Genomic DNA, 24053 nt, shown 5'->3' with positions numbered 1-24053 from the left:
AAAATGAAATGATTGAGGTAATCGTATGACCAATTTGAATGTCCGAAAATATGTTCGGCCTGTATTGTTGATAATCGTGCTATGTGGCGCATTACTTGCGCTGAAACATATTTGGGAATATTACAATTCGGAACCATGGACGCGTGATGGACGGGTACGTGGTGATGTGATTCAAGTGTCATCGGATGTTTCAGGTTTGGTCACAGACGTTTTAGTTCAAGACAACCAACAAGTGAAAAAAGGCCAAGTGCTGTTTCGTATAGATGTGGCACGTCAAGCTTTGGATGTTGAGCAAGCCAAATCTGACCTGGCGAAAGCCAACGCAGGACTGGCAGGGGCTGAAGCGCAGCTTGCTGAAGCCAAAGCCAATCTAGTGAAGTCACAAGCCAATATTAATCTTGCAGATAAAAATGCAAATCGTTATGCAAGTTTGATGGACGGTGCGATTTCAAAGCAAGAACAAGATCAAATGTTTGCAGTACGTGATCAATCCCATGCAGAGCATGAGCAAACTCAGGCAGCGATTGAGCAAGCCAAAGCCAGTGTGGTGCAGCAAAAAGCCCTAATTGAAGCGGCGAATAGCAGTTTGCATTTGGCTGAATTGAATTTAAACCGTTCGGAAGTAGTTGCACCGACTGATGGAACATTGTCTAACTTTGAACTCAAAGCAGGGAATTACGTCAAAGTTGGCCAAGCCGTAGCGGCCTTAATTGACCGTCAACAATTGTATGTTGTGGGATATTTTGAAGAAACCAAACTGGATAAAATCTATGTTGGCGCACCTGCAACAGTCCAACTGATGGGAAGTTCTGAAGTTTATAAAGGCCATGTACAAGGCGTTGCAACAGGGATTGAAGACCGTGAACGTACATCGACTGATAGTTTACTGGCCAATGTCAATCCAACCTTTAGTTGGGTTCGTTTGGCACAGCGTGTACCAGTGAAAATTGTACTGGATGAAGTGCCGCATGATCAGTTGGCTTTTGTCGCGGGTCGAACCACCACGATTCATATTGTGGATAAAAACTAAGTTATCCCCAATCATTTCATTTGCGCAGCATTGAGTGATCAATCTTGCGCATAAAAAAGCATCCTCTTTTGGATGCTTTTTTATTTGCCTATTTGTTGAAAGCGCTTAAGGTTTTAGTCCAACTGGATTTCGATACCAACTTTCAATAAACAATGCTGCAGCAAGGCTGTCGGCAGAAAGATTCTTCGCACGGCCTTGGGCTTGATAATGATCTAATTCATCACGCGCTTCACGTGTCGTTAAGCGTTCATCGACCATCAAGGTTTCAATATTGGTTTGGTGGCGAAGGCGTCGTGCAAATTTACGCGCACGTGTGGAGAGTTCAGATTCGCTATCATCCATATTGAGCGGTAGACCCACGATGAACAAATCCGGCTGATACTGTTTCACAATCTTGAGTAGATTATCCCAATTGGGAATGCCATCTTTCATGGGAAAGAGTGGCAGGGGATTTGCACTTTCAATCAGGGCTTGTCCCACAGCCATTCCTGTTTTTTGTGTGCCAAAGTCAAAAGCCATAATCATTTGATATTGTGGTAAATCAGGCATGTCCAATCTCAGATGATAACCACATGCGGTCTACCCCCATTTTTTTATAGGCAGCGTCCCAGCGGTCGTCATAAGGTAAGTTAAATATTAAATCCATGTCTGAGTCACAAATGAGCCAATCACCCCGAGCAATTTCTTCTTCTAATTGGCTTTTACCCCAACTGGCATAGCCTAGGGCCACCTGATAGCGACCCACACCTTCATTGTGTGCGATCGCATCTAAAATATCTTTAGAGGTGGTAATACAAACATTTTCACCTACAGCAATAGACGAATGCCATGTCGGTTGACCGGTATGAAGAACAAAACCTGCCTCTGGGCGCAAAGGTCCACCTTGCAACACTTCATGAGGATGCACATTATCTGCCTCAATTTCCAAATCATTCAAGAGTTCTTTGATCTGTAAACCTGATGGACGATTAATAATGATGCCTTGAGCGCCATCTTCATCATGTCGAGCCAAATAAATCACCGTATTGGCAAAGAATTCATCGTTCATTTCGGGTGGAGCAATCAGGCAGCGGTGTGTGAGGTATTGTTTAGTCACCTAATGGCTTCTCCTTATTGGGGTAAGTTTAATTTTTGGGGTGAATTGCATTCGAATAACGTTGTATTTATCAACATACTAGACTCACAAGTTTTCAACAATGAGTTTTTCTGCAAATTCAATATTTGTCATGCTCGACCGGTGAGGGGCATGATCAAAATCGTCATCGTGCAGGCAGGTCTGCAATGTGGTGAATTGTGAAGAGATGATTGGTAATTTGAACAACAGCAGTACAAAAGTGAGGAGAAGATATACGTGATGGATGACTGAGATTGCTTAAAATAGCAGGATAAACTGAGGGTAAAACAATGACACATTATTCAAAAATAATAGGGATGGCACTCTGTGCAAGCCTACCTATTTCAGGCTTTGCAGGAAGCGCTGACTTACAAAAACATGAATCTCAGGTGATTAAAAAATATAAAAACTTAAATTTTTATGAGGTCAATGAAGCGATAGAACGTGAAATTGTGGATGTCATTGCGGCAGATCCGAGCAGTTTTCACTACGGATTTACGCAACTCGAAAAGCAAGGTTTTGTTCATGTGCAATATTCACCAGATAAAAAACTTAAATTTTATAGTTTTGATGTGTCTGGCGGAGGCACGATGGGGGAGTGGAGCAGCTATGTGCAATATGCAACGGGAAAAACGCAACATTTAGATCAATTTGACTCAGGCTATATCAATCAAATTTTGCCGGTCAACATCCAAAATAAAACCGTATATTTGGTGAAGAGTTATTATAAAGGTGATAATTGCAGTGGACTACATCATCTAAGAGCTGTTGAAGTTGGACCAAAACAGTTACTTAAATCTTATGTATTTCAAACTAAGCAAAAGAAACTAGATCAAATCTCGGTAGATTATGACTGCCATTATGAAACCGATCGTCGTAGCGGTAATGAATATCTCAAAATCAGTCCGAAACACGTGGATGTTATGTTACTCAATCAACAACATCAGCCGCAGTATAAATATTTACGCTATAGCTTGGGCTCAAAAGGCTTTGTGTATCAGGGGATTTTCAAATAGTGTATTTAAGAAAAAAGCCTGTGTACTTTGAATACACAGGCTTTTTTGAAAGCATCAAAAATTAACTATGTTGAAATTTTAATTGTCGCAACTGTTTTGCGTGTTGTAAGGTCGTTTGACTAATCTCCACACCACCAGTCATTCGAGCCAGCTCTTGAATCCGATCATCTTCTTCTAATTCGATAATGGTACTGCTTGCAGGATCCGTTTGACGTTTTTTCACCAGGAGATGTTGGTCAGATTGAGCAGCGACTTGGGCTTGGTGAGTAATACATAAAATTTGAACATGCTGTGCCAAATCAGCCAACAAACGTCCGACAATTTCTGCCGTTCCGCCACTGATCCCGACATCAATTTCATCAAAGACTAACACTTCGGATTCGGTTTTTTCAGCATTCATCACTTGCATGACTAATGCAATACGTGACAATTCACCCCCCGATGCCACGCGTGCTAAAGGCTGAGCAGGAATCCCTTTGTTTGCGGTGAACAGAAGTTGAATAAAGCTTAAACCTTCACTTGAAGCTTGTTCTAGAGGCTCAAATTTAAATTCAAAATGAGCCTCTGGGAGCGCGAGCTGCTTCACTTGTTCAGTCAACTGCTTCGCCAATGGGGTAGACGCTTCACGACGAATATCATCCAAATGCTGTGCTTTGGCTAAAAAGTCTTGATGAGACACTTCCACTTGTTCAGCTAAGGTTTCAGGATCTTCCAGCTGATGCAGTTGCTCTAACTCAAGTTGCCACGCTTCGTATTCTTGTTTTAAATCTTCAGGCTGAGTACGATATTTACGCGCTAAGCGATGAAAAACTTCCAGTTTGGTATTTAATTCGTCCATACGTTCAGGATCAAAACTTTGACGATCAATAAACTGACGTAAATTTGCGGTGGCATCTTCAATTTCACTTTGAGCGTTCAGTAGCGACGTATAAATTTCAGAAAGTTGTTCACTACGTCCTGCATGCGATTCAATTCGACGAATGATCGCGCCCATTTCTTGATTGATATTTTGCTCGGCATCATCGAGGGCATTTAGACCATAGCTACAGTCTTGCATGATATGTTCATGATGACTGAGACGGTCAAATTCTTGCTCGATTTCCTTGTATTCCGTTTGCACAAGGTCTTCAAGTTCTTCTAATTGAAGTTCAAGCGTTTCTATCCGTTGCTTACGTGTGGCTTGGGCATCGAGAGCTGCTTGGTGCTGTCGAATGTCCTTTTGCCACTTGCTATAGGCATCACGCACGGCTTGAGCAGGCTGATAAAAATTATAATAACGATCCAACCAATGCTTTGGATAGGGTGGTTCTAAGAGTTGTTGTTGGCTGTGTTGGCTATAAAGTTGTACCAATAAGCGGCCAATTTCTTTTAACTCGGACAAGCTGCTCGGACGTCCATTTATCCATGCCTTACTACGACCTGTTGCAAAAATTACGCGACGTAAATGGATTTCGCCAGACTCATCATCCAATTCGTGTTCTTTGAGCCAAAGCGCTTCAGGACTGTGCTCTTGATAGCTAAAGGTCGCTGTTACATCGGCTTTGTCTGATCCATAGCGCACATAGTTGGTGTCTGTACGTTCACCTAAGCAAGCTGATAATGCGTCTAGCAGTAAAGATTTACCTGCACCCGTTTCACCCGTCAGGACATTAAAGCCTTGTTCAATGTCGATGGCTAAATGGTCGGCTAATGCAAAATTGATCAGAGTTAAATGTGTCAGCATAAACGCATCCGAGCTGCGAAAAGTTCTAGTTAAAGATAATTAAGTTTTGTTTTGGTCACAAGACAAGTTTTATTTTAAGATGACGAAAAACCTCGTAATTCTATCTTAAATTTCAGTTTAACAAGAAATTAGTTTCGTATCCGCTGTATGCACGTAGTGTTGTGATGCAAAGAGTAGGTGATCTTGCATAACTTGACCTGAAACCATCCAACATCCTGCCAAGTCCTCACAAAACACGTTAGTGTATGTATTCTTGTATTTAATCTAGCGTGTTATTGCCATAAAACGTCATGATTTGGTCACTCAAATCTACCAATATGATTCACCACGCTGATATTTTATTGAAATGATTTTGCAGCGTTTCGATCAACCCTAACTAGGACTTTAGTGGATGAAACAAAAAAGTATTTTGTACAACAGCACAGCTTGTTTTAGACTCTAAATGTTGAGGTGGTGGGATGAAATTGGGGCACATCCGGTACTCAGATTTTTGTAATTATCTATCGCACAGTTTTCAACACAGATTGATTAGTTTTTGCAGCACAATTAAACTACATCGATCAAAATATTATAAATATGCTTTATCTGGAGAAAACGCATGTCAGCACAGTTTGATCATGTATCAGTCATCAAAAAATCAAATGTTTATTTTGGCGGTCTATGCATCAGCCATACTGTGCAATTTGAAGATGGAACAAAGAAAACACTGGGTGTGTTGCTTCCAACTGAACAAGCGCTGACTTTTGAAACTCATGTACCTGAACGTATGGAAATTATTTCAGGAGAATGTCGTGTTCAAATTGCAGATAGCGAAGAAAGCGAATTATTCCGTGCGGGTCAATCATTCTACGTGCCAGGTAATAGCCGATTTAAAATTGAAACAGACGAAGTGTTGGATTATGTGTGCCACTTAGAAGGCTAATGATTCAATCAATTTAGGCAAAGTTTTTTAACCTCAAATCGGTTAAACTATGTGTCATAGCATAAATCCTGTAAAGCTTGCTTTGCAGGATTTTTGTTTTTGGCAGCCTATGCTGTGCTCTAGGGATATCATACCCTGTTCAAAAGTTTATCGAAGTTTGCAATTTAGAGGTCGTTCATGGCGAAACCGGAATATTATTATGGCGTTCATTCAGTGGAGTCATTACTGGAACTTGAGCCAGAACGCGTTTTAACTTTATTTGCGTTAAAAGGACGTGATGATCAGCGTTTAAAACGTATTTTTGAGCTTGCAGAACCGTTTGGTGTCAGCATTCAAAAAGCTAGTCGTGATAGTTTGGAAAAACTTGCGGGACAACCGTTCCATCAGGGTGTGGTTGCTGCTGTACGCCCCCATCCAGTTTTGAACGAAAAAGATTTAGAGGCTTTATTACAAGCCAATCCAAATGCGTTGCTATTGGCATTAGATCATATTACAGATCCACATAACCTTGGTGCATGCATTCGTACAGCGGCAGCCATGGGTGTTGAAGCGGTGATTGCACCGCGTGATCGTTCAGCGACACTTACCCCAACAGCCCGTAAAGTGGCTGCAGGTGGTGCTGAAAAAGTGAAGTTTATTCAGGTGACGAACTTGGCACGTACCTTGGCTCAAATCAAAGAAGACTTTAATGTACGTGTGGTCGGCACCATGCTAGATGAAAAAGCTTTGCCGATACAAAATTTTGACTTCACAGGTACGGGTGTATGTGTGGTGATGGGTGCTGAAGATACAGGTTTGCGTCCCATTACTCAGGCGCAATGTGATCAAACTGTTTACATTCCAATGGCTGGAAATTTGCAAAGCCTAAATGTCAGTGTCGCGACAGGTATGGCATTGTATGAAGCATGTCGTCAACGTAATAATGAATTGAAATAGCAGTGATGATGTCTCCTCAAAAGCAAGGTTATTTATATGTGTTCATTACCATGTGTATTTGGGGAGGATTCACCTTAACGGCGCGTTTAAGTGCTAATTGGGGAATCAGTGCTTGGGATATCACAGCACTCCGGTTCGCTTTGGCATTTTGCATCTTAATGCCAATTTTGATTTATAAAAAAGATACGGCTTTTTTATGGAAGAAAGAGCCTTTTATCCTCGCTATGCTCGGTGGGGTGACCTATTGCTTAACGGCCTATAGCGCATTTCATTATGCTCCTGCGGCCCATGCTGCAATCTTCCTCAATGGTTGTATTCCCTTATGTACGGCCATAGCCGCGTTTCTGATCTTCAAGCAGCCACTCGATAAGCATACCTGGATCAGTGTAGTGATTATGGTCTCTGCCATTAGCTTAATGAGCTATTTGATGTATGTGGAAACCGGTGTAGCGTTTGGTCTCGGTGATTTGCTGTTTTTTATCAGTGCCATTTGGTGGGGGATATTTACGGTATTGCTTAAACAATGGAAGCTCTCTGCTTGGCATGCCATGGCGGGGGTTGCGATTTGGTCTGCCGTGGTATTTGTGCCAATTTACCTACTATTTTTCCCTAAACATTGGTCCGATCCTGAGCCGCTGCAGCTCATTGGGCAAGTCATCTTTCACGGTATTTTTGTGGTGATTATTGCGACTTTAACGTATGTAGAGGCGATCAAGCGCTTGGGTGCATTTAAAGCCGGAAGCATCGTAACTTTGGCACCTTTTATTGCTGCGATTTTAGCGGTGCCGCTGCTAAATGAACCTTTAAGTTTTGCAATCGTGTGCGGATTGGTCGGGATGGGGATTGGAGCGATTCAACCGTGGAAATGGTTGGGGCGAAAGGACAGTCTAGAGCAGCAACTCGAACAACAAAAAAAGCAGTCTGAGTAAGACTGCTTTTTTATTTAGTTTTTTTCAGCGTGCGCTAAGTACTTGAGATGCAAGGGCCGAAGCTGCGCATAAAGATGATCTAAATGACCATCATTCAGCACGATATCATCGGCGATTTTTTGCTTTTCCTGACGTGACATTTGAACTTGAATAATTTTTTGGATTTGCTCGATATTTTGACCATCGCGCTGTGATGCACGCTGAATTTGCAATTGTTCTGTGGCATCAATCAGCAAGGTGTGATTGGTCAATTCATGTTGATTGGTTTCAAATAATAGTGGTGAAACCAAGATGACATAGGGGCTAGTGGCTTCGTTTAATTGTTGGATAATGGACTGGCGTATTGCAGGATGGGTAATGGCTTCAAGTGCTTGACGTGCTGTAGGATCTTTAAAGATATGTTCACGTAAAGCGCGCCGATTTAACTCACCATTTTCCTGTAAAACCCAATCACCAAAATGTTGCTGAATTTGATTCAGTGCGGGTTGACCAGGTTCGACTATCTCACGTGCAACGAGATCAGCATCAACGACTTGAATGCCTTGGAGTTCAAACCAATTGCTTGCAGCAGATTTACCGCTACCAATACCACCTGTTAAACCCAAGACAAATGTCATACAACGACCTTACTGACCCAAATAAATTTTCATAATTTGATCACCCCATAAAAAGGCGATCCATCCGGCGATGGCAATATAGGGACCAAATGCAAAAGGTTGGTTATCTTTACGAACTTTGAGCAAAATAATCCCAATGATTGCACCCACTAGTGAAGAGAGTAATACAATCAGTGGAAGCAGGAAAGGGCCCATCCATGCACCCAAGGCAGCTAAAAGCTTAAAGTCACCATAGCCCATGCCTTCTTTGCCAGTGATAATTTTAAATAAATAGTAAACGATCCATAGGCATAAGAAGCCGATGATATATCCCCAAATGGCTGAGGTTGCAGAGGTATAAATGGCATAGCTATTCACGCCAAGTCCGAGTGCAGCCAAAGGAAGGGTATAACGGTCAGGTAAAAGTTGGGTGTCAAAGTCAATAAATGTTAAGGCAATCAAGACATAAGTCAGCACCAAACCAAACAGCATCTGGATGGTTGGACCAAAAACTGCAACAACAATCAGCGCACAGACCATGGTGAGTAGCTCGATCAGTGGATAACGGCTACTGATCGGGTTTTGGCAACTTCCACATTTTCCACGTAACACAATCCAACTGATGACAGGAATGTTTTGATACCAACGAATGGGCGTTTTACATTTTGGACAGGTTGAAGCAGGGGTACTCAGGGTAATCTTGGTTTCATCAATAATCGGTTGGTCTGGATGCAAAAATAGTTGGCAATCTGTGCGCCATTCTTGTTCCATCATCTTCGGCGTGCGGTAAATCACCACATTCAAAAAACTACCGATGCAAAGACTAAAAATCCCAACTGCGATATACATCGCAGTTGGGTTGTTGATTAAGTAGCTAAAATAATCAGTAAACAAAATATTTCCTTTTCTTGGTTTTAACCAACCACTGAACCCATTTGGAAGATTGGAAGGTACATTGCGACAACAAGACCCCCTACTAAAATCCCGAGAATAGCCATAATTAAGGGTTCCATCATAGAGGTTAAACCATCTACAGCATTATCTACTTCATTCTCATAATGTGTCGCCACTTTATCTAGCATGGCATCTAAAGCACCAGACTCTTCACCAATAGCGACCATTTGGACTGCCATAGGTGGAAATTTATCGGTAACACGCATGGCAAATTGCAATTGCTGACCAGTCGCGACATCTTCACGAATTTTCATGACCGCTGTTTCATAGACCACGTTGTTGGTTGCACCTGCAGTCGATTCTAGTGCATCGATTAAAGGTACACCTGCGGCAAAGGTGGTTGCCAAGGTACGGCTATAGCGGGCAATAATCGCTTTATAAACCAAATCACCAAAAATTGGTGCTTTTAGTGCAGCTTTGTCTAAGAAGTCTCGGAAAGCTTTGCTACGTTTTTTTGCTTCTAGAAACCCACCAATTAATATTGCAATAACCACGAGCATGATAAACCAATAATCTTTAGTCCAATTTGACATATTGACAACCATCTTAGTAAAAGCTGGCAGTTCTGCACCAAATGAACTGAAAAGGCCTTCAAATACGGGTACAACTTTCACCATCAAAATAATGGTCACAATTATCGCGACCACAATAACTGTGGCTGGGTATTTCATGGCCTTTTTGATTTTTTGCTTAAGCAATTCACTTTTTTCTTTATAAATGGCAACACGATCCAGCATGGTTTCAAGTGCACCCGATTGTTCGCCTGATTCAACCAAAGAGCAAAATAGGTTGTCGAAATACTGCGGATATTTACGCAGTGCACCTGCAAAGGTATTGCCGCCTTCAACTTCACCTTTAATCCCCAAAACCACTTCACGCATGGCTGGGTTTTCTAGGCCTTCCGCCACGATTTCAAAACCCTGAACGAGCGGTACACCGGCTTTCATCATGGTTGCAAGTTGGCGCGTGAATACCGTGATATCCAAAGTGGATACTTTCTTTTTCATCAAGCCTTCGAGAATATTTTTGCGTTTTTCTCGAATGGTTTTAATGGTGATGCCTTGCTTACGTAAAGTGACTTTGGCTAAAGCCATATTACGCGAAGGCATTTCCCCTTTGATTTTCGCCCCTTTGCGATCCACGCCTTCATAACTGAAGGTTGGCATCATCTGCGCTTTTTTTACAGCCATGAATTTATCCTTATTTTTAAATACTAATTCACTTACTCACTGGTCACACGATTGACTTCTTGAAGTGAAGTCACCCCCTGCATGACCTTAATTAAGCCTGAACGGCGTAAATTGTTAAAACCTGCTTGATTTGAAGCTTCGGCAATTTGTAAGGCATTGCCATCTTCCATAATAATTCTTGAAATTTCAGGTGTCACTTTCATGACTTCATATATACCGACACGGCCTTTATAGCCTTCACGGCATTCGGCACAACCCACAGGTTGGTATATTTGAAATTCTGGTGTATTTAAATCGTCTTCAGTAAAACCAAGCTCCAATAGACTTTGTTTTGGTACGTCTACTGTTTCTTTACATTGTGAACATAGGCGACGTGCAAGTCGCTGCGCAATGACAAGGTTCACGGATGTCGCGATGTTAAATGAAGGCACGCCCATATTGCGTAAGCGTGTCAGTGTTTCAGGTGCACTATTGGTATGCAGTGTAGACATTACCATGTGACCTGTTTGAGCCGCTTTAATTGCAATTTCAGCCGTTTCTAAATCTCGAATCTCACCGACCATCACAATATCAGGGTCTTGACGTAAGAATGATTTTAAGGCTGCAGAGAAGGTGAGGCCGACTTTATTATTTACGTTTACCTGATTGATCCCTTCTAAGTTAATTTCCACAGGGTCTTCGGCCGTTGAAATATTGGTATCTTCACGGTTGAGAATATTTAAACCTGTATATAGAGATACGGTTTTACCGGAACCCGTTGGACCGGTAATGAGCAGCATGCCTTGTGGTTTTTCTAAAGCCTGCATGAACAGTTCTTTTTGATCAGGTTCATAACCCAACGCATCAATCCCTAGCATCGCACTAGATGGATCAAGGATACGTAGAACAAGTTTTTCACCAAACAATGTCGGTAAAGAGTTCACACGGAAGTCGATAGCTTTGTTCTTTGACAGCTTTAACTTGATACGACCGTCTTGAGGTATACGTTTTTCCGAGATGTCCATTTGTGACATGACTTTTAAACGTGAAGCAAGTCTTGTAGCGAGCTGCAAGGGCGGATTAGTAATTGTTCTTAACACGCCATCGACACGGTAGCGGACGCGGTAAGACTTTTCATAGGGTTCGAAATGTAAGTCAGATGCACCCATGCGAATTGCGTCGACTAGTAGTTTATTGATGTATTTAACAATCGGAGCTTCATCACCCGTTGCCTCATCTTCATCTTCTTGAGATGGATCGGGTGTTTCATTATCTAAATCAAGATCAAAGTCATCGTCAAAGTCGAAAGTACTTTCTTCAGCGAAGTTCTGTTCAATTAACTTTTCAAGTTTGTCATGTTCAACAATAATTGTTTCAGTATTCAGCTTACTACCAAATCGAATGGCATCCACTGCTTCAATATTGGTGGGATTACTGATCGCAACGAATAATAAATTGCCATGTTTAAAAATAGGCAAAATACGATGCTTAGTAATGAGTTTATCTTCAAATTCATCACGTATAATTAAAGACGTATCATAAGTTGAAATATCAAAAACCGGTTCACCGAACTCTATCGAGATGGTTTCTGCGATCAGGCGTGCTGAAAGGTGATATTCCTGAATCAAATGCGGCACGATATCTTGATGAGCCTTTTTTGAATTTTGCAGCGCTGCTTGCATTTTTTCGGCAGACAGATGCCCTTCGTCAACTAAGCGACGAATAAACCCCGTAAATCTTGAAGAACCTTGAACTGCTGTCATGCTTTTACTTGCCTATGCTTCAGTCTGTTTATAATTGGTATAGCAAAATTATACTTTTGTTGCACAAAAATACCATATCTTAAAGTGTTGTCACTAGCTAAGAATTGGTAAAAAGCATGAACCAGTCCTTAAATCTGCTTAATTTTTTTACAGAAAAGTGAAGATCTTGGAATGACTGGTGTGGTTCGAAGATGCAAATGTGTTGAAATTTATCTTCAAAATTATGAATTACGTGTAGAATGTGCCCGATTTCATCTTTGTCATGTGGGATAAATATGTCGGGTTCGACGATTACGCCTTGGGTAGTGGGTAACTGGAAAATGAACCCATTGCAAGCCGATGCTGGCGCACTTCTTAAGAATTTTAAGCAATTATTAAATGAACAAAATATTGCTGAAGCGGCATGCCATATTGGGGTTGCACCAACAGCTATTGCTCTGACCTCGGTGCAAAATGAATTAGCACAAGCAAGCCGTTACATCATGACTGTTGCACAAGACGTTTCTCGCGTCGCAGGTACAGGTGCATACACGGGTGAGCTTAGTGCTGAGCTATTAAAAGATTATGGTATTGAATTTGTACTGATTGGTCATTCAGAACGCCGTGAAATTTTTGCTGATCAACCGCATATCATTAATGAAAAAGTAAAAAATGCATTAAACGCAGGTTTGACTGTGATTTATTGCGTGGGTGAAAGCTTAGAACAACGTGAAAGCGGCCAAGCAGAACAGGTTGTGTTACAACAAATATGTGATATTGCTGCTGTCGTACAAGCAGAGCAGTGGAAACAAATTGTGGTGGCTTATGAGCCAATTTGGGCCATTGGCACAGGTAAAACAGCGTCACCTGAAGATGCGCAAGCGATGCATGCTAAAATTCGTGAAGGTTTAAGCCAAATCACCCCGATGGGACTTCATACTGCAATTCTTTATGGTGGTAGTGTAAAACCAGAAAATGCAGTAGAGTTGGCAGCCTGTCCAGATATCAATGGTGCGCTGGTCGGTGGTGCATCATTAAATGCAGAGTCGTTTTATAAAATTGCTCGAGCATTTGCAAATACAAAATAATTAGGAGTTCAGCATGCATACGTTTGTGCTGGTGGTACATATTATCTTAGCGATTTTAATGATCGTGTTGATTTTAGTTCAGCATGGTAAAGGCGCAGATGCGGGTGCATCTTTTGGTGGCGGCGGTGCTGCAACTGTATTTGGTGCATCTGGTTCGGGTAACTTTATGACCCGTTTGACTGCGATTTTAACGGCTTTGTTCTTTGTTACGAGCTTGACACTTGCTGTGTTTGCAAAGAAACAAACGACAGATGCTTATAGTCTGAATGCGATTTCTTCAGTACCGACTGCGCCTGCAAAATCGGCTGAAACTTCGCCAACTGCACCAAAAAGCGCTGAATAATTTATTTAGCGCTTTCTTTTTTGACGTGTTGCGACTAGAATGCGTCACAGCTGCGGTGGTGGTGGAATTGGTAGACACGCTACCTTGAGGTGGTAGTGCTTTCGGGCGTGGGGGTTCAAGTCCCCCCTTCCGCACCAACTTATAATCCAGAACATAAGTTGGTGTATGCAGCAAAACTCTGTTGATGCGGGATGGAGCAGTCTGGTAGCTCGTCGGGCTCATAACCCGAAGGTCGTTGGTTCAAATCCAGCTCCCGCTACCAATCAATTCTATTTTTAAGATGCAAACTTTTAAATGGACAGCTTTTAAAGCTGAGAAAACTATTTGCATATTGATGCGGGGTGGAGCAGTCTGGTAGCTCGTCGGGCTCATAACCCGAAGGTCGTTGGTTCAAATCCAGCCCCCGCTACCAATCTTATATAGCACACAATCTATATAAGCAGCTTATCTGAAAGTCATTGTGATGTTGATGCGGGATGGAGCAGTCTGGTAGCTCGTCGGGCTCATAACCCGAAGGTCGTTGGTTCAAATCCAGCTCCCGCTACCAATCCTCTGAGATGCAACTCAGTAGGGCAATTCTTCAGGTTGTTTTAGATTGAAAATGACCAAGAAATTGTATATAATTTTTGCATGTTGATGCGGGATGGAGCAGTCTGGTAGCTCGTCGGGCTCATAACCCGAAGGTCGTTGGTTCAAATCCAGCTCCCGCTACCAAGTTTCTAAAAGAGGCTCACAACTAGGTGGGCCTTTTTGCACAGTGGACTATGGTTTTCTGTGTAATAATGGGGCGATTTACGCCCTTTTTTATTGGCTATCGTGTAGTGTCGACAGTATTTTGGTCAAACCGTCATGTTTCACTACTACTATAGTTTTGCATTGGTCTGTAGTGGTCATTTCGACCATCGAATCGCACAAATTTGACGAGAGTAAATGAAGCTATCAAATAAAACTCAAGCACTTCAGGACTTAATTGCCCCAGCGGTGCAAGCATGTGATGTAGAACTTTGGGGGATTGATTTCCAACCTCAAGGTAAGCGTTCACTGTTACGTATTTATATCGACCGTGAAGTTGATGAAAATGCAGAACCTGTCATCAATGAAGATGGCGAAGTTGAGCAAGGCCGTGGTATCGGCGTGCAGGACTGTGTTCGTGTCACTCAGCAAGTGGGTGCGATGTTGGATGTACATGATCCAATTTCAGGCGAATATGCATTGGAAGTGTCATCTCCAGGTTGGGATCGTCAGTTCTTTAAATTGGAACAAATGACGGCATACATTGGTCAGCAAGTCGCTTTGCGTTTGATCAGTGCTGTGGATAATCGTCGTAAATTCCAAGCCAAACTTGTAAGCGTAGACCTTGAAAGCGAAATGATTCAGGTTGAAGTTGAAAAGCAACAAGTGTTGGATATTGACAGCCACAATATTGATAAAGCAAATCTGGTTTTCCAAGATTAATTTAATAAATAAGAATCTGAACGAATAGGTGACTTATGGCTCGTGAAATTCTTACCGTAGTAGAAACGGTTAGTAACGAAAAAGGTGTAAGTCGTGATGCAATTTTTGAAGCGCTTGAACAAGCTTTAGTTGCAGCGACTAAGAAGAAATTCTACGAGGGAACTCACTCGGAAGAAGCTCGTCTACGTGTAGAAATCGACCGTCGTACTGGTGATTACCGTACTTTCCGTCAATGGGAAGTGGTTGCCGACGAAGATCACGAAATGCCAGCATGCCAAGATGCGATCTCTGATGTAGATCCTGCAAAATGGGCAATTGGGGATATCCGTGAACTTGAAGTTGAATCGATTGATTTCGGTCGTATTGCGGCACAAATTGCGAAACAAGTGATTGTTCAAAAAATTCGTGAAGCAGAGCGTGCGCTAATTGCAGATGCTTACGAATCTAAAGTTGGTGAACTCATCTACGGTGAAGTGAAAAAACAAACCAAAGATGGCTTTATCATTGATTTAGGTGACAATGCAGAAGCATATCTTGCGCGTGAAGAAATGATCGCTAAAGAAATTCTACGTCCTAAACAACGTGTAAACGCGATTTTGTTTAACGTAAACCGTGAAGGTCGTGGTGCTCAGTTATTACTTTCTCGTTCTAAACCAGAAATGCTTATTGCATTGATGAAGAAAGAAATTCCTGAAATTGCTGAAGAAATCATTGAGATTAAGGCTGCTGCACGCCAACCTGGCGTTCGTGCTAAAATCGCTGTGAAAACAAACGATCACCGTATTGATCCTGTAGGTGCATGTATTGGTATGCGTGGTACACGTATCCAAGCAGTTCAATCAGAGTTAAATGGTGAGCGTATTGATGTAGTCGTTTGGTCTGATGATGCGGCACAGTACATTGCAAGTGCTCTAGAGCCTGCTGATGTATCAGGTATCGTGATTGATGAAGAAGAACGTACTGCAGATATTATTTTTGCAACGAGTGATCAGTTAGCACGTGCAATTGGCTCTCAAGGTCAAAACGTACGCTTAGCATCTGAATTGACTGGTTACAAGCTCAATATGATGCTTGAAGAAGAATATCACGCACGCCAACAAAACGAAGCGCAACAATATTTAGATATGTTTGTTACACGTCTAGATATTGATGAAGACTTAGCGATGGCGTTAGTTGAAATGGGTTTCACATCATTAGAAGAAATCGCGTATGTTCCTGCGGAAACATTCGATGAGATCGAACTTGATGCTGAAACTGTTGAAATGCTGCAAGGTCGTGCAAAAGAAATTGCATTGGCTGATGCATTGAAGCAACAAGAAAACATCCAAGAGCCAAGCGAAGAGCTTGCTGCAATGGAAGGCGTGACTAAAGAAATCGCATATGCGCTTGCCGCTCGCGGTGTGGTAACTGTAGATGATCTTGCAGATCAAGCCACTGACGATATCTCTGATATCGAAGGTTTAGGTGCTGAAAAAGCAGGTCAACTTATTATGAAAGCGCGCGAATCATGGTTTAACTAGGAGGTAATATATGACGGACAAGTCGATTAAGGAGTTAGCTCTCAGCGTGGGTCGTCCAGTTGAGAAGCTACTGGAACAGGTTCGTGATGCGGGTTTACCACAAACTAAACCTGACGATATTATCTCCACTGAACAACAAAATGCCCTCGTTAACCATTTGAAAAAAGTTCATGGTCAGGATGCGGGCAATGCAGGACAAATCACGTTGAAACGTAAAACTACCAGTACTGCTAAAGTGGCGAGTACATCGGGCAAGGCAAAAACGATTAATGTAGAAGTTCGTAAGAAACATACATTTGTTAAACCGGATCCTGAGCAAATTAAAGCTGAAGCATTAGCGAAAGCACAAGCTGACCAACAAGCACGTAAACAGGAACCTAAGGTTGAAGCGAAAGCTGAAGAACCGAAGCAACAACCAGTATCTAAAGCGAAACAAGCTTTAGAAGCAATGCGTGCTGCTGCGAAGCAAGAACATGCGAAGCAAGAAACACCGAAAGCTGCGGTTGTTGTAAAACGTAAGTCAAACAACAAGCCAATTACAAAACCTGTTGAAACTCTAGAACAGAAAAAAGCACGTGAAGCTCAAGCAGCACAATTGAAAGCTGTAGAAGAAGCGGCGCGTCGTAAAGCCGCTGAAGAAGCGCAACAACGTACGCTTGAGCAAATGCGTCAAATGGCGTCTAAGTATTCTAACGAAGACACTACTGCGACCATTCGTGTTGTAGATGATTCTCCGCTTGCTGCCGGCCTTGTAGGTCAGGCATATGAAGATTCATTTGCGAAAGAAGACCGTGAAATTAAACGTGGTACCAATACCAACAATTCACGTTCACCTAAAAAAGGTGGTCGTCGTGGCGAAGAGCAATCTTTCCGTGATAACTCACATAAACGTGGTTTAAAAACAAGTCAAGCGAACAAGCATGGCTTTGAAAAACCAGTTAAAAAACAAGTTTATGATGTTGAAATTGGTGAAACAATTGTTGTTGCTGACTTGGCTGCGAAAATGGCGGTTAAAGTTCGCGAAGTTATCAAATCACTCATGAAAATGGGCGAATTGGTTACTCAAAACCAAGCGATTGATCAAGAAATTGCAGCACTTGTTGTTGAAGAAATGGGTCACAATCCAGTACTTGTTTCGGATACACAAGCAGAAGACAACTTACTTGAAGCAGCTGAAGAAGCGCGTGGTGTCCAAACCACTCGTCCGCCAGTTGTGACAATTATGGGTCACGTTGACCATGGTAAAACATCACTTCTTGACCGTATTCGTCGCTCTAAAGTGGCTGCAGGTGAAGCAGGTGGTATCACACAGCATATTGGTGCTTACCATGTGAAAACTGAAAAAGGTATTATTACTTTCTTAGATACACCGGGACACGCAGCATTTACTGCAATGCGTTCACGTGGTGCGAAATCTACAGATATCGTAGTGTTGGTTGTTGCAGCAGATGATGGTGTTATGCCACAAACTGCGGAAGCGATTGACCATGCACGTGCAGCAGGTACGCCAATTATTGTTGCTATCAACAAAATGGATAAAGAGTCTGCTGATCCAGATCGCGTATTGAATGAGTTGACGACGAAAGAAATCGTACCTGAGCAATGGGGCGGTGACGTTCCAGTGGCAATGGTTTCTGCGCACAGCGGTGCAGGTATCGACGAACTTCTTGACTTGATCTCAATTCAAGCCGAACTTCTTGAGCTTAAAGCATCTGAAGAGGGTGCGGCACAAGGTGTTGTAATTGAAGCACGTGTAGACAAAGGGCGTGGTGCGGTAACATCGATTCTTGTTCAAAACGGTACATTGAAAGTGGGTGACCTTGTTCTTGCAGGTTCGTCATACGGTCGTGTACGTGCAATGACAGATGAAAATGGTCAACGTATTAAATCTGCTGGTCCTTCGATTCCTGTGGAAATCTTGGGTCTTCCTGAAGCGCCAATGGCGGGTGACGAAGTTCTTGTTGTAAATGACGAGAAGAAAGCACGTGAAGTTGCTGATGCACGTATGGATCGTGAACGTCAAAAACGTCTTGAGCGTCAATCTGCGATGCGTCTTGAAAATATCATGGCGTCTATGGGCAAGAAAGATGTGCCTATTGTCAACGTGGTATTGAAAACAGACGTACGTGGTACTTTGGAAGCATTACACGTTGCACTTGCTGAACTTGCAACTGATGAAGTGAAAGTACGTATTATTGGTTCAGGTGTTGGTGCGATCACTGAGTCTGACGTAACACTTGCTGAATCATCAGAAGCGGTTCTTCTCGGCTTTAACGTACGTGCTGATAATACTGCACGTCAAAAAGCTGATGCTGATGGTATCGACATTCGTTACTACTCAATCATCTATCAATTAATTGATGATGTGAAAGATGCGATGAGCGGTAAATTGGCGCCTGAACACCGTGAAACAATTCTGGGTGTTGCTGAAGTACGTGAAGTGTTCCACTCAAGTAAATTCGGTGCTGCTGCAGGTTGTATGGTACTTGAAGGTACATTACACCGTAATAAACCGATTCGCGTATTACGTGATGACGTGGTGGTATTCCAAGGTGAGCTTGAATCTCTTCGTCGCTACAAAGATGTGGTTGAAGAAGTTCGTGCCGGTATGGAATGTGGTCTTGCGGTGAAAGGCTATAAAGACATCAAAGCACAAGATAAGATTGAAGTGTACGATGTTCAATTAATTAAACGGAGTCTTTAATGGCGGGTAGTCAACGTCTGAAGCGTATGGCGGATACAGTACAACGTGAGTTGTCAGAACTGATCCGTCAGGAGCTGAAAGATCCACGCTTAGGTGGTCTAGTGACCATCTCTGCCGTGAAGGTGAGCCCAGACTTAGGATATGCCGAAGTTTATGTGACTGTAATGGGTCGTGAGCTAGGCGATGAGCAAAGTGAAGCCGCAAATAAAGAGACTTTAGATGTCTTGAATAAAGCATCTGGTTTCTTGCGTCATGAACTAAGCCATCGTATCAAAACACGTATTACGCCACGTTTGCGTTTCCATTACGACAAAACAAATGCTTATGGCAACTATATGTTTGGTCTAATTGCGGAAGCGGTCAAGGACTTACCTCCTACTGACGAAGCAAAAAAAGATGATGAATAATTCAGTTCGCTGAATGAAAAAAGCCACCTTCGGGTGGCTTTTTTATGTTTGAATGGTCATTCTTTAAAAATCCCCAATAACACACAGAATTATAACTAGATGATAAAACTAAGCTTGAAAATGACATTGGATAGTCCAGTCTATACACACAATATAATAAAAAAATCATGCTATTGAGCAGCATATTACTCATCACTATGCCAAGTTGGGCATGTTTAAATACCTATGTAGAAGATTTTTATACATCTGATTCAGAAAAAGAAAATCAACACGAAGAAGATCATGATGAAAAATTGAATAACTTTGTCTCAAGGCATCCTAGCCCAATAGACTATCAGGCAGAAAATGATTATGCCGTACATCAGATCTACGCAGGCCGTTACGATTTAGCCATTAAGGTTTTGCGTGCAATTGAAAAAGAGCATCCAGGTTTACCAAAGACTGCAGTGAATTTAGGTACTGCATATGAGTTGATTGGCAATATTCCACAGGCCAAAAAATGGATTGCTGAAGGCATGAAGCGTGATCCATCGATACATCTTGGCAGTGAATGGATTCATCTGAATATTTTAACAGCCAAAGAAAAACGTGCGACAGCAAAATATTTTCATGAATATCCATTGTTGAATGTACATTATGGAATAGGTTATGTACCTGATGCGCACTGGAAGAATCAACGAAAACTCACAACAGCGGAATACGATGCCATACGAGAGCAGGCCAGTTTACAGATTAATGAGCGGAAAAATTTTGTTTCAAGACAGGATGCCGTGATGGCACAGCTGTTTTATGAATTGGCGAATCTTGAGATGAGTCAATATCAGCCTAATTGGTCTGATCATTTTCAAAGTAGTTATGAAACAAATATACTGATTGATTTAGCAGAAAAATATGGATTAAAGACGACGCCATATAACCAAAAGCGTTTGCAATATATGGCTCAAAGCAGCGTATTTGAAAAAATGTGGATGCGAATCAAAGATTTTTTTAGCTCGAAGGCATAATCAAAACTAGATCTGGATTTAATCCAGATCTTCCGGTTTTGAATGGACTTTAGAGTGAAATGCACGGCGGCGAGTTCGCTGCCAAGGAAGAGGGCGATTAAGCGCTTCTGGTGCATCACCACTCATCGAGCGCAGTCGTAAATGTAATGCGGCTTGTGCCATGAGGTTTGCAGAAACCGGTGCAGTGATAAAAGCAAAAAGCGTGATCAGGATTTCTGCAAATCCAAAACGCCCTTGAAATGCTGCATAAATAATTGCAGCAATTAGAAAACTTCCTAAACCTAAGGTGCTTGATTTAGTCGGTGCGTGTAGACGCATAAATAAGTCGGGTAGGCGAACCATACCAATACCCCCGACCAACATGAAAAAAGCGCCAATCACCAAAAAAATCGAGACCAAAATTTCCATGACTAATTGCATATTAATGTACTCCTAGTCGATGACGTGGCCAGTGGTGAAATAGCGTGCTAAAGCGGCTGTAGACACAAACCCAAGCATGGCAACCAATAAAGCCCCTTCAAACATCGATGTACTTGCCCAATAAATACCTAAAATGACAATTAAACAGGTGGCATTTAAGAATAAGGTATCTAAAGCAAGTAGCCGGTCTACGATTGAGGGTCCCATCACCAAGCGAATGAGACACAATAACATCGAGATCGTCACAGCAACTAAACAGATGCCAAGCGCATACGGTAAAATTGTCATGCAGATTCTCCTGTATCAGCGCCAAAAATGAGGATGAGAGGGCGTTCATAGCGCTCTTTAATGGTTTGAATTTCCGCTTCGGGATCATCCGTGCTCAGCGCATGGACCAAAATATCACCACGGTCTTGGTCAATCCCCGCAGACACCGTACCAGGCGTGGTGGTGATGATCATCGCAAGTAAAGAATTGACTTCCTCATGCTGTGTATCGAGAGGAACACGGAACCATTTCGGGTGCAGTTTATGTGTTGGCCCAAGGACTAATTTTGCAACATGGATATTACTGACAATAATATCCCACAGCACCACAAAGAATAATTTACATGCTGCCAGCCAGTTGATATTCGGCGTTCGGTCAATAAAAGGGCGAACCAATCGTGGAATAACAATGGCTAAAAACAAGGCCATGCAGAGTGTGGCCGCATCTAGACTGTGCGCCAACATAACCCAGCTCAGACCAACCATGACTGAAACTAATGGATGTGGAAACCAGCGATTTAATACAGATGTTTTCGCCATGTTAAGGTGCCTCCATCGGTTTTAGTTGGGTTTCTTCAGGCAGTTTTTCTTCTTGCTGCTGTCCCTGAATTTGGCGTTGCTTATACTCAGAAATATGCTCGCCATGTAGAGTTTCAGGCGCGATCAATGCAGGAATGAGGTGTGCATTTGGATCGGCTGATTCACCACCATATTTGGTTTCAGGTAAATTTTCAGGGTCATAAGGTTGAACACTGATGATTTTACCTTCTTCATCCTTTTTCAGCAGCAAGGATTCATATAATGGATTGTCTTGAATTTGCTGCGCAGTTTTGTAGGTGTAGTCATAGATCGGCGCAGCAAAAACCATATATCCCACAAGCGCTGTTAACAGCAAATAAATAGTTTTGTCATTACGAAGCGGTGCCTTATTCGGCAAAGCCTGATAACGCTGATATTCTTCAGTATCAATATCATCTTCTGGGCGAGATGAACGCCAGAAAAGTACAAAACCAACTCGGGTGAATGCGATAATACTGAGTAAACTCACCAACAATACAATCAAAATAATCATGATTTGGTAAGGTGAGTTTGCCGTGGCTTGCAAGAGAAATACTTTACCCAAAAATCCGCTAAATGGCGGTAGACCAGCCATCATCAACGCAATGATGAAATAGCAGACAGCAACGGTATTATGTTGTTTCATGCGAGGTGCAATTTTAAAATGATCTTTAAATTCGCCGCGTTGTGAGGTAATCCAACCTGAGAGAATATAAAATGCTGCACCAATGATGGTACTGTGAATCAGGTAATAAAGCCCCGCAGCCCATGCATCCGTATTAAAGAATGAAATTGCAACCAATATTGTCCCGATAGAAGACAAAATCATAAAACCGACAAAACGACGTAAGCGATCCGTTCCGATTGCGCCATAAGCACCATAGAGCGAGGTTACTAAGCCAATTGGTAACAGCCACTGTTGTAAGATTTCACGGCTAATCCCATCGTCAAAAACAGTACCATTGACACGGAGAATGGCATAGATGCCGACCTTGGTCATGATAGTGAATAAGGCTGCGACAGGCGTGGTTGCCACAGCATAGGTCTTCGGTAACCAGAACCCTACAGGCAGCATTGCAGCTTTGATGCCAAAGACGGTAAACAGTAACAATGCACCAGCCACTGCGATACGATGTTGATCCGCTTCAAGCAAAGGCATAAGTCGTGCAACATCAGCCATATTTAAGCTACCTACACTGCCGTAAATCATCCCGAGTCCAATCAGGAAGAGGGCAGAGGCAAATAGGTTAATGGTGACGTAATGAATACCAAGCTGAAAACGTGCTTTGCCTTGACCATGTAAGAGCAAAACATATGATGCCATCAACAGGATTTCAAAGAACACAAATAGGTTAAATAAATCGCCTGTCAGGAATGCACCACATAAACCCATTAGTAAGAAATGGCACATGGCATGGAAATAACGACCACGCTCATCCCATTCTTTGCTGGCAAACCACATCACTGGCACAGCAAGACCATAAGTCAGCACCAACATGAATGCTGAGAGTCGATCTAGAACTAAGACAATACCAAACGGTGCGGCCCATTCACTCAGGTTATAAACCAAGACTTGGCCAGAGCTGGCGATCATCAAATAACTGATAGATGTGATCAGCCCAAGGATGCCAGAAACATAGCTGATTCCACGACGCCAAGGTTGTCGCCAGTCATGTGCCAGCGAGCCAGAGCCGGGGTTGCCCAACAGGACTAAAATAAATGCAGTAATTGCAGGAATTAAAATACTGAAAATCGGGCTATGCGTAGTCCAAAATTGGATGAAATCATGCATTATGGCTCATCCTCCCGCGGGTCAATTTGCGGTATTTCTTCTTTGGAGTCCACATGATCTGTTCCAGTTTCATAGCGGCTACGCAGAGCCAATTGTACGATAAAGGCAGTGGTCGCAAAGCCAATCACAATGGCGGTCAGGACCAAGGCTTGTGGTAAAGGATCGGTCGCTTTGGTGGTTTCAGTTAACACGGCAGGTGCGTTGACATGAATACGCCCCATGACAAATAAAAATAAGTTCACGGCATAGCCAATCATGGCTAAACCCAGTACGACAGGAAAGGTACGTGCCCGCAAAATCAGGTAGACCCCTGTTGCAGTCAGTAAGCCAATGGCTGAAGCGAGTAAAAATTCTAAACTAATCAT

General features: G+C 42.5%; 24 protein-coding genes and 5 tRNA genes. 17 read left to right on the top strand and 12 right to left on the bottom strand.

Annotated elements, in window-relative coordinates:
* Positions 1-25: 25 nt before the first annotated feature.
* On the top strand, positions 26-1030 hold the full coding sequence (locus FTU06_RS06045) for an HlyD family secretion protein (protein ID WP_180062787.1): 1005 nt from the start codon (positions 26-28) through the stop codon (positions 1028-1030).
* Between the two features lie 105 nt (positions 1031-1135).
* On the opposite strand, the gene ruvX is transcribed toward FTU06_RS06045, so the two are convergent.
* Complete coding sequence (ruvX, locus tag FTU06_RS06040; RefSeq protein WP_078192570.1) at positions 1136-1579, bottom strand: Holliday junction resolvase RuvX; 444 nt, start codon at positions 1577-1579, stop codon at positions 1136-1138.
* The gene (locus FTU06_RS06035) at positions 1572-2126 is read right to left on the bottom strand and encodes a YqgE/AlgH family protein (RefSeq protein ID WP_078189425.1); all 555 of its coding nucleotides are present in this window, start codon (positions 2124-2126) and stop codon (positions 1572-1574) included. The genes ruvX and FTU06_RS06035 overlap by 8 nt, the downstream gene beginning before the upstream one ends.
* Before the next feature lie 308 nt (positions 2127-2434).
* Here FTU06_RS06035 and FTU06_RS06030 point away from each other — a divergent pair, with 308 nt between their 5' ends.
* Complete coding sequence (locus FTU06_RS06030) at positions 2435-3160, top strand: hypothetical protein (protein WP_180110460.1); 726 nt, start codon at positions 2435-2437, stop codon at positions 3158-3160.
* A gap of 61 nt (positions 3161-3221) precedes the next feature.
* Here FTU06_RS06030 and recN read toward each other — a convergent pair whose 3' ends face one another.
* Positions 3222-4883, bottom strand: a complete 1662-nt coding sequence (gene recN, locus FTU06_RS06025) for a DNA repair protein RecN (protein WP_180145509.1) — start codon at positions 4881-4883, stop codon at positions 3222-3224.
* 598 nt (positions 4884-5481) lie between these two features.
* Between recN and FTU06_RS06020 the strand changes: the two genes are divergently transcribed.
* The 3 genes from FTU06_RS06020 (at position 5482) to FTU06_RS06010 (ending at position 7670) form a co-directional block, all read left to right on the top strand.
* Entirely contained in the window at positions 5482-5805 is a 324-nt protein-coding gene (locus FTU06_RS06020) for a pyrimidine/purine nucleoside phosphorylase (RefSeq protein ID WP_067763086.1), read from the top strand.
* A 177-nt stretch (positions 5806-5982) separates the two neighbouring features.
* Positions 5983-6741 carry a 23S rRNA (guanosine(2251)-2'-O)-methyltransferase RlmB gene (gene rlmB, locus FTU06_RS06015; protein WP_168378207.1) on the top strand — a complete coding sequence of 253 codons (759 nt, stop codon included), beginning with the start codon at positions 5983-5985 and terminating at the stop codon, positions 6739-6741.
* An 8-nt stretch (positions 6742-6749) separates the two neighbouring features.
* Positions 6750-7670, top strand: coding sequence for a DMT family transporter (locus tag FTU06_RS06010; RefSeq protein ID WP_168378261.1), 921 nt, complete (start codon positions 6750-6752; stop codon positions 7668-7670).
* Between the two features lie 14 nt (positions 7671-7684).
* Here FTU06_RS06010 and coaE read toward each other — a convergent pair whose 3' ends face one another.
* The 4 genes from coaE to pilB all read right to left on the bottom strand — a co-directional run bounded on the left by coaE (position 7685) and on the right by pilB (position 12152).
* The gene (gene coaE, locus FTU06_RS06005; protein WP_180145506.1) at positions 7685-8287 is read right to left on the bottom strand and encodes a dephospho-CoA kinase; all 603 of its coding nucleotides are present in this window, start codon (positions 8285-8287) and stop codon (positions 7685-7687) included.
* A gap of 9 nt (positions 8288-8296) precedes the next feature.
* Positions 8297-9115, bottom strand: coding sequence for an A24 family peptidase (locus FTU06_RS06000; protein ID WP_180055490.1), 819 nt, complete (start codon positions 9113-9115; stop codon positions 8297-8299).
* Between the two features lie 65 nt (positions 9116-9180).
* Positions 9181-10410 (bottom strand): type II secretion system F family protein, encoded by a 1230-nt coding sequence (locus FTU06_RS05995; RefSeq protein WP_180059132.1) that lies wholly within the window; start codon positions 10408-10410, stop codon positions 9181-9183.
* A 32-nt stretch (positions 10411-10442) separates the two neighbouring features.
* Complete coding sequence (pilB, locus tag FTU06_RS05990) at positions 10443-12152, bottom strand: type IV-A pilus assembly ATPase PilB (RefSeq protein ID WP_180088881.1); 1710 nt, start codon at positions 12150-12152, stop codon at positions 10443-10445.
* A 275-nt stretch (positions 12153-12427) separates the two neighbouring features.
* Between pilB and tpiA the strand changes: the two genes are divergently transcribed.
* The 12 genes from tpiA (at position 12428) to FTU06_RS05930 (ending at position 20652) form a co-directional block, all read left to right on the top strand.
* Positions 12428-13219 carry a triose-phosphate isomerase gene (gene tpiA / locus FTU06_RS05985; RefSeq protein ID WP_180145503.1) on the top strand — a complete coding sequence of 264 codons (792 nt, stop codon included), beginning with the start codon at positions 12428-12430 and terminating at the stop codon, positions 13217-13219.
* 13 nt (positions 13220-13232) lie between these two features.
* Complete coding sequence (gene secG, locus FTU06_RS05980) at positions 13233-13562, top strand: preprotein translocase subunit SecG (protein WP_078192560.1); 330 nt, start codon at positions 13233-13235, stop codon at positions 13560-13562.
* A 52-nt stretch (positions 13563-13614) separates the two neighbouring features.
* A tRNA-Leu gene (locus tag FTU06_RS05975) sits at positions 13615-13699 on the top strand.
* 48 nt (positions 13700-13747) lie between these two features.
* Positions 13748-13824 (top strand) — tRNA-Met (locus FTU06_RS05970).
* Between the two features lie 73 nt (positions 13825-13897).
* Positions 13898-13974 (top strand) — tRNA-Met (locus FTU06_RS05965).
* A gap of 58 nt (positions 13975-14032) precedes the next feature.
* A tRNA-Met gene (locus FTU06_RS05960) sits at positions 14033-14109 on the top strand.
* 90 nt (positions 14110-14199) lie between these two features.
* Positions 14200-14276: transfer RNA gene (locus FTU06_RS05955), tRNA-Met, on the top strand.
* A gap of 216 nt (positions 14277-14492) precedes the next feature.
* Positions 14493-15017: a ribosome maturation factor RimP gene (gene rimP / locus FTU06_RS05950; protein WP_078189416.1), complete on the top strand. Its 525-nt coding sequence runs from the start codon at positions 14493-14495 to the stop codon at positions 15015-15017.
* Positions 15018-15052: 35 nt separating this feature from the next.
* Complete coding sequence (gene nusA, locus FTU06_RS05945; RefSeq protein WP_078192558.1) at positions 15053-16537, top strand: transcription termination factor NusA; 1485 nt, start codon at positions 15053-15055, stop codon at positions 16535-16537.
* A gap of 10 nt (positions 16538-16547) precedes the next feature.
* The gene (gene infB, locus FTU06_RS05940; protein ID WP_111884116.1) at positions 16548-19241 is read left to right on the top strand and encodes a translation initiation factor IF-2; all 2694 of its coding nucleotides are present in this window, start codon (positions 16548-16550) and stop codon (positions 19239-19241) included.
* Entirely contained in the window at positions 19241-19648 is a 408-nt protein-coding gene (locus tag FTU06_RS05935; protein ID WP_180088887.1) for a ribosome-binding factor A, read from the top strand. The genes infB and FTU06_RS05935 overlap by 1 nt, the downstream gene beginning before the upstream one ends.
* A gap of 167 nt (positions 19649-19815) precedes the next feature.
* The gene (locus FTU06_RS05930) at positions 19816-20652 is read left to right on the top strand and encodes a tetratricopeptide repeat protein (protein WP_180088889.1); all 837 of its coding nucleotides are present in this window, start codon (positions 19816-19818) and stop codon (positions 20650-20652) included.
* An 18-nt stretch (positions 20653-20670) separates the two neighbouring features.
* On the opposite strand, the gene FTU06_RS05925 is transcribed toward FTU06_RS05930, so the two are convergent.
* The 5 genes from FTU06_RS05925 to FTU06_RS05905 are packed head-to-tail and all read right to left on the bottom strand — an operon-like array spanning position 20671 to position 24053.
* On the bottom strand, positions 20671-21072 hold the full coding sequence (locus tag FTU06_RS05925) for a Na+/H+ antiporter subunit G (protein WP_168378199.1): 402 nt from the start codon (positions 21070-21072) through the stop codon (positions 20671-20673).
* A gap of 12 nt (positions 21073-21084) precedes the next feature.
* Positions 21085-21360 carry a monovalent cation/H+ antiporter subunit F gene (locus tag FTU06_RS05920; RefSeq protein WP_078189410.1) on the bottom strand — a complete coding sequence of 92 codons (276 nt, stop codon included), beginning with the start codon at positions 21358-21360 and terminating at the stop codon, positions 21085-21087.
* Complete coding sequence (locus tag FTU06_RS05915; protein WP_180088891.1) at positions 21357-21878, bottom strand: Na+/H+ antiporter subunit E; 522 nt, start codon at positions 21876-21878, stop codon at positions 21357-21359. The genes FTU06_RS05920 and FTU06_RS05915 overlap by 4 nt, the downstream gene beginning before the upstream one ends.
* Position 21879: 1 nt before the next feature.
* On the bottom strand, positions 21880-23688 hold the full coding sequence (locus tag FTU06_RS05910; RefSeq protein ID WP_180145500.1) for a monovalent cation/H+ antiporter subunit D: 1809 nt from the start codon (positions 23686-23688) through the stop codon (positions 21880-21882).
* Entirely contained in the window at positions 23688-24053 is a 366-nt protein-coding gene (locus tag FTU06_RS05905) for a Na+/H+ antiporter subunit C (protein ID WP_078189407.1), read from the bottom strand. The genes FTU06_RS05910 and FTU06_RS05905 overlap by 1 nt, the downstream gene beginning before the upstream one ends.

The organism is Acinetobacter sp. YH12052, assembly GCF_013419835.1.
Taxonomy (GTDB): domain Bacteria; phylum Pseudomonadota; class Gammaproteobacteria; order Pseudomonadales; family Moraxellaceae; genus Acinetobacter; species Acinetobacter amyesii.
Note: the sequence above shows the minus strand (reverse complement) of the source record. Positions and strands in the feature narration are given on the sequence as shown.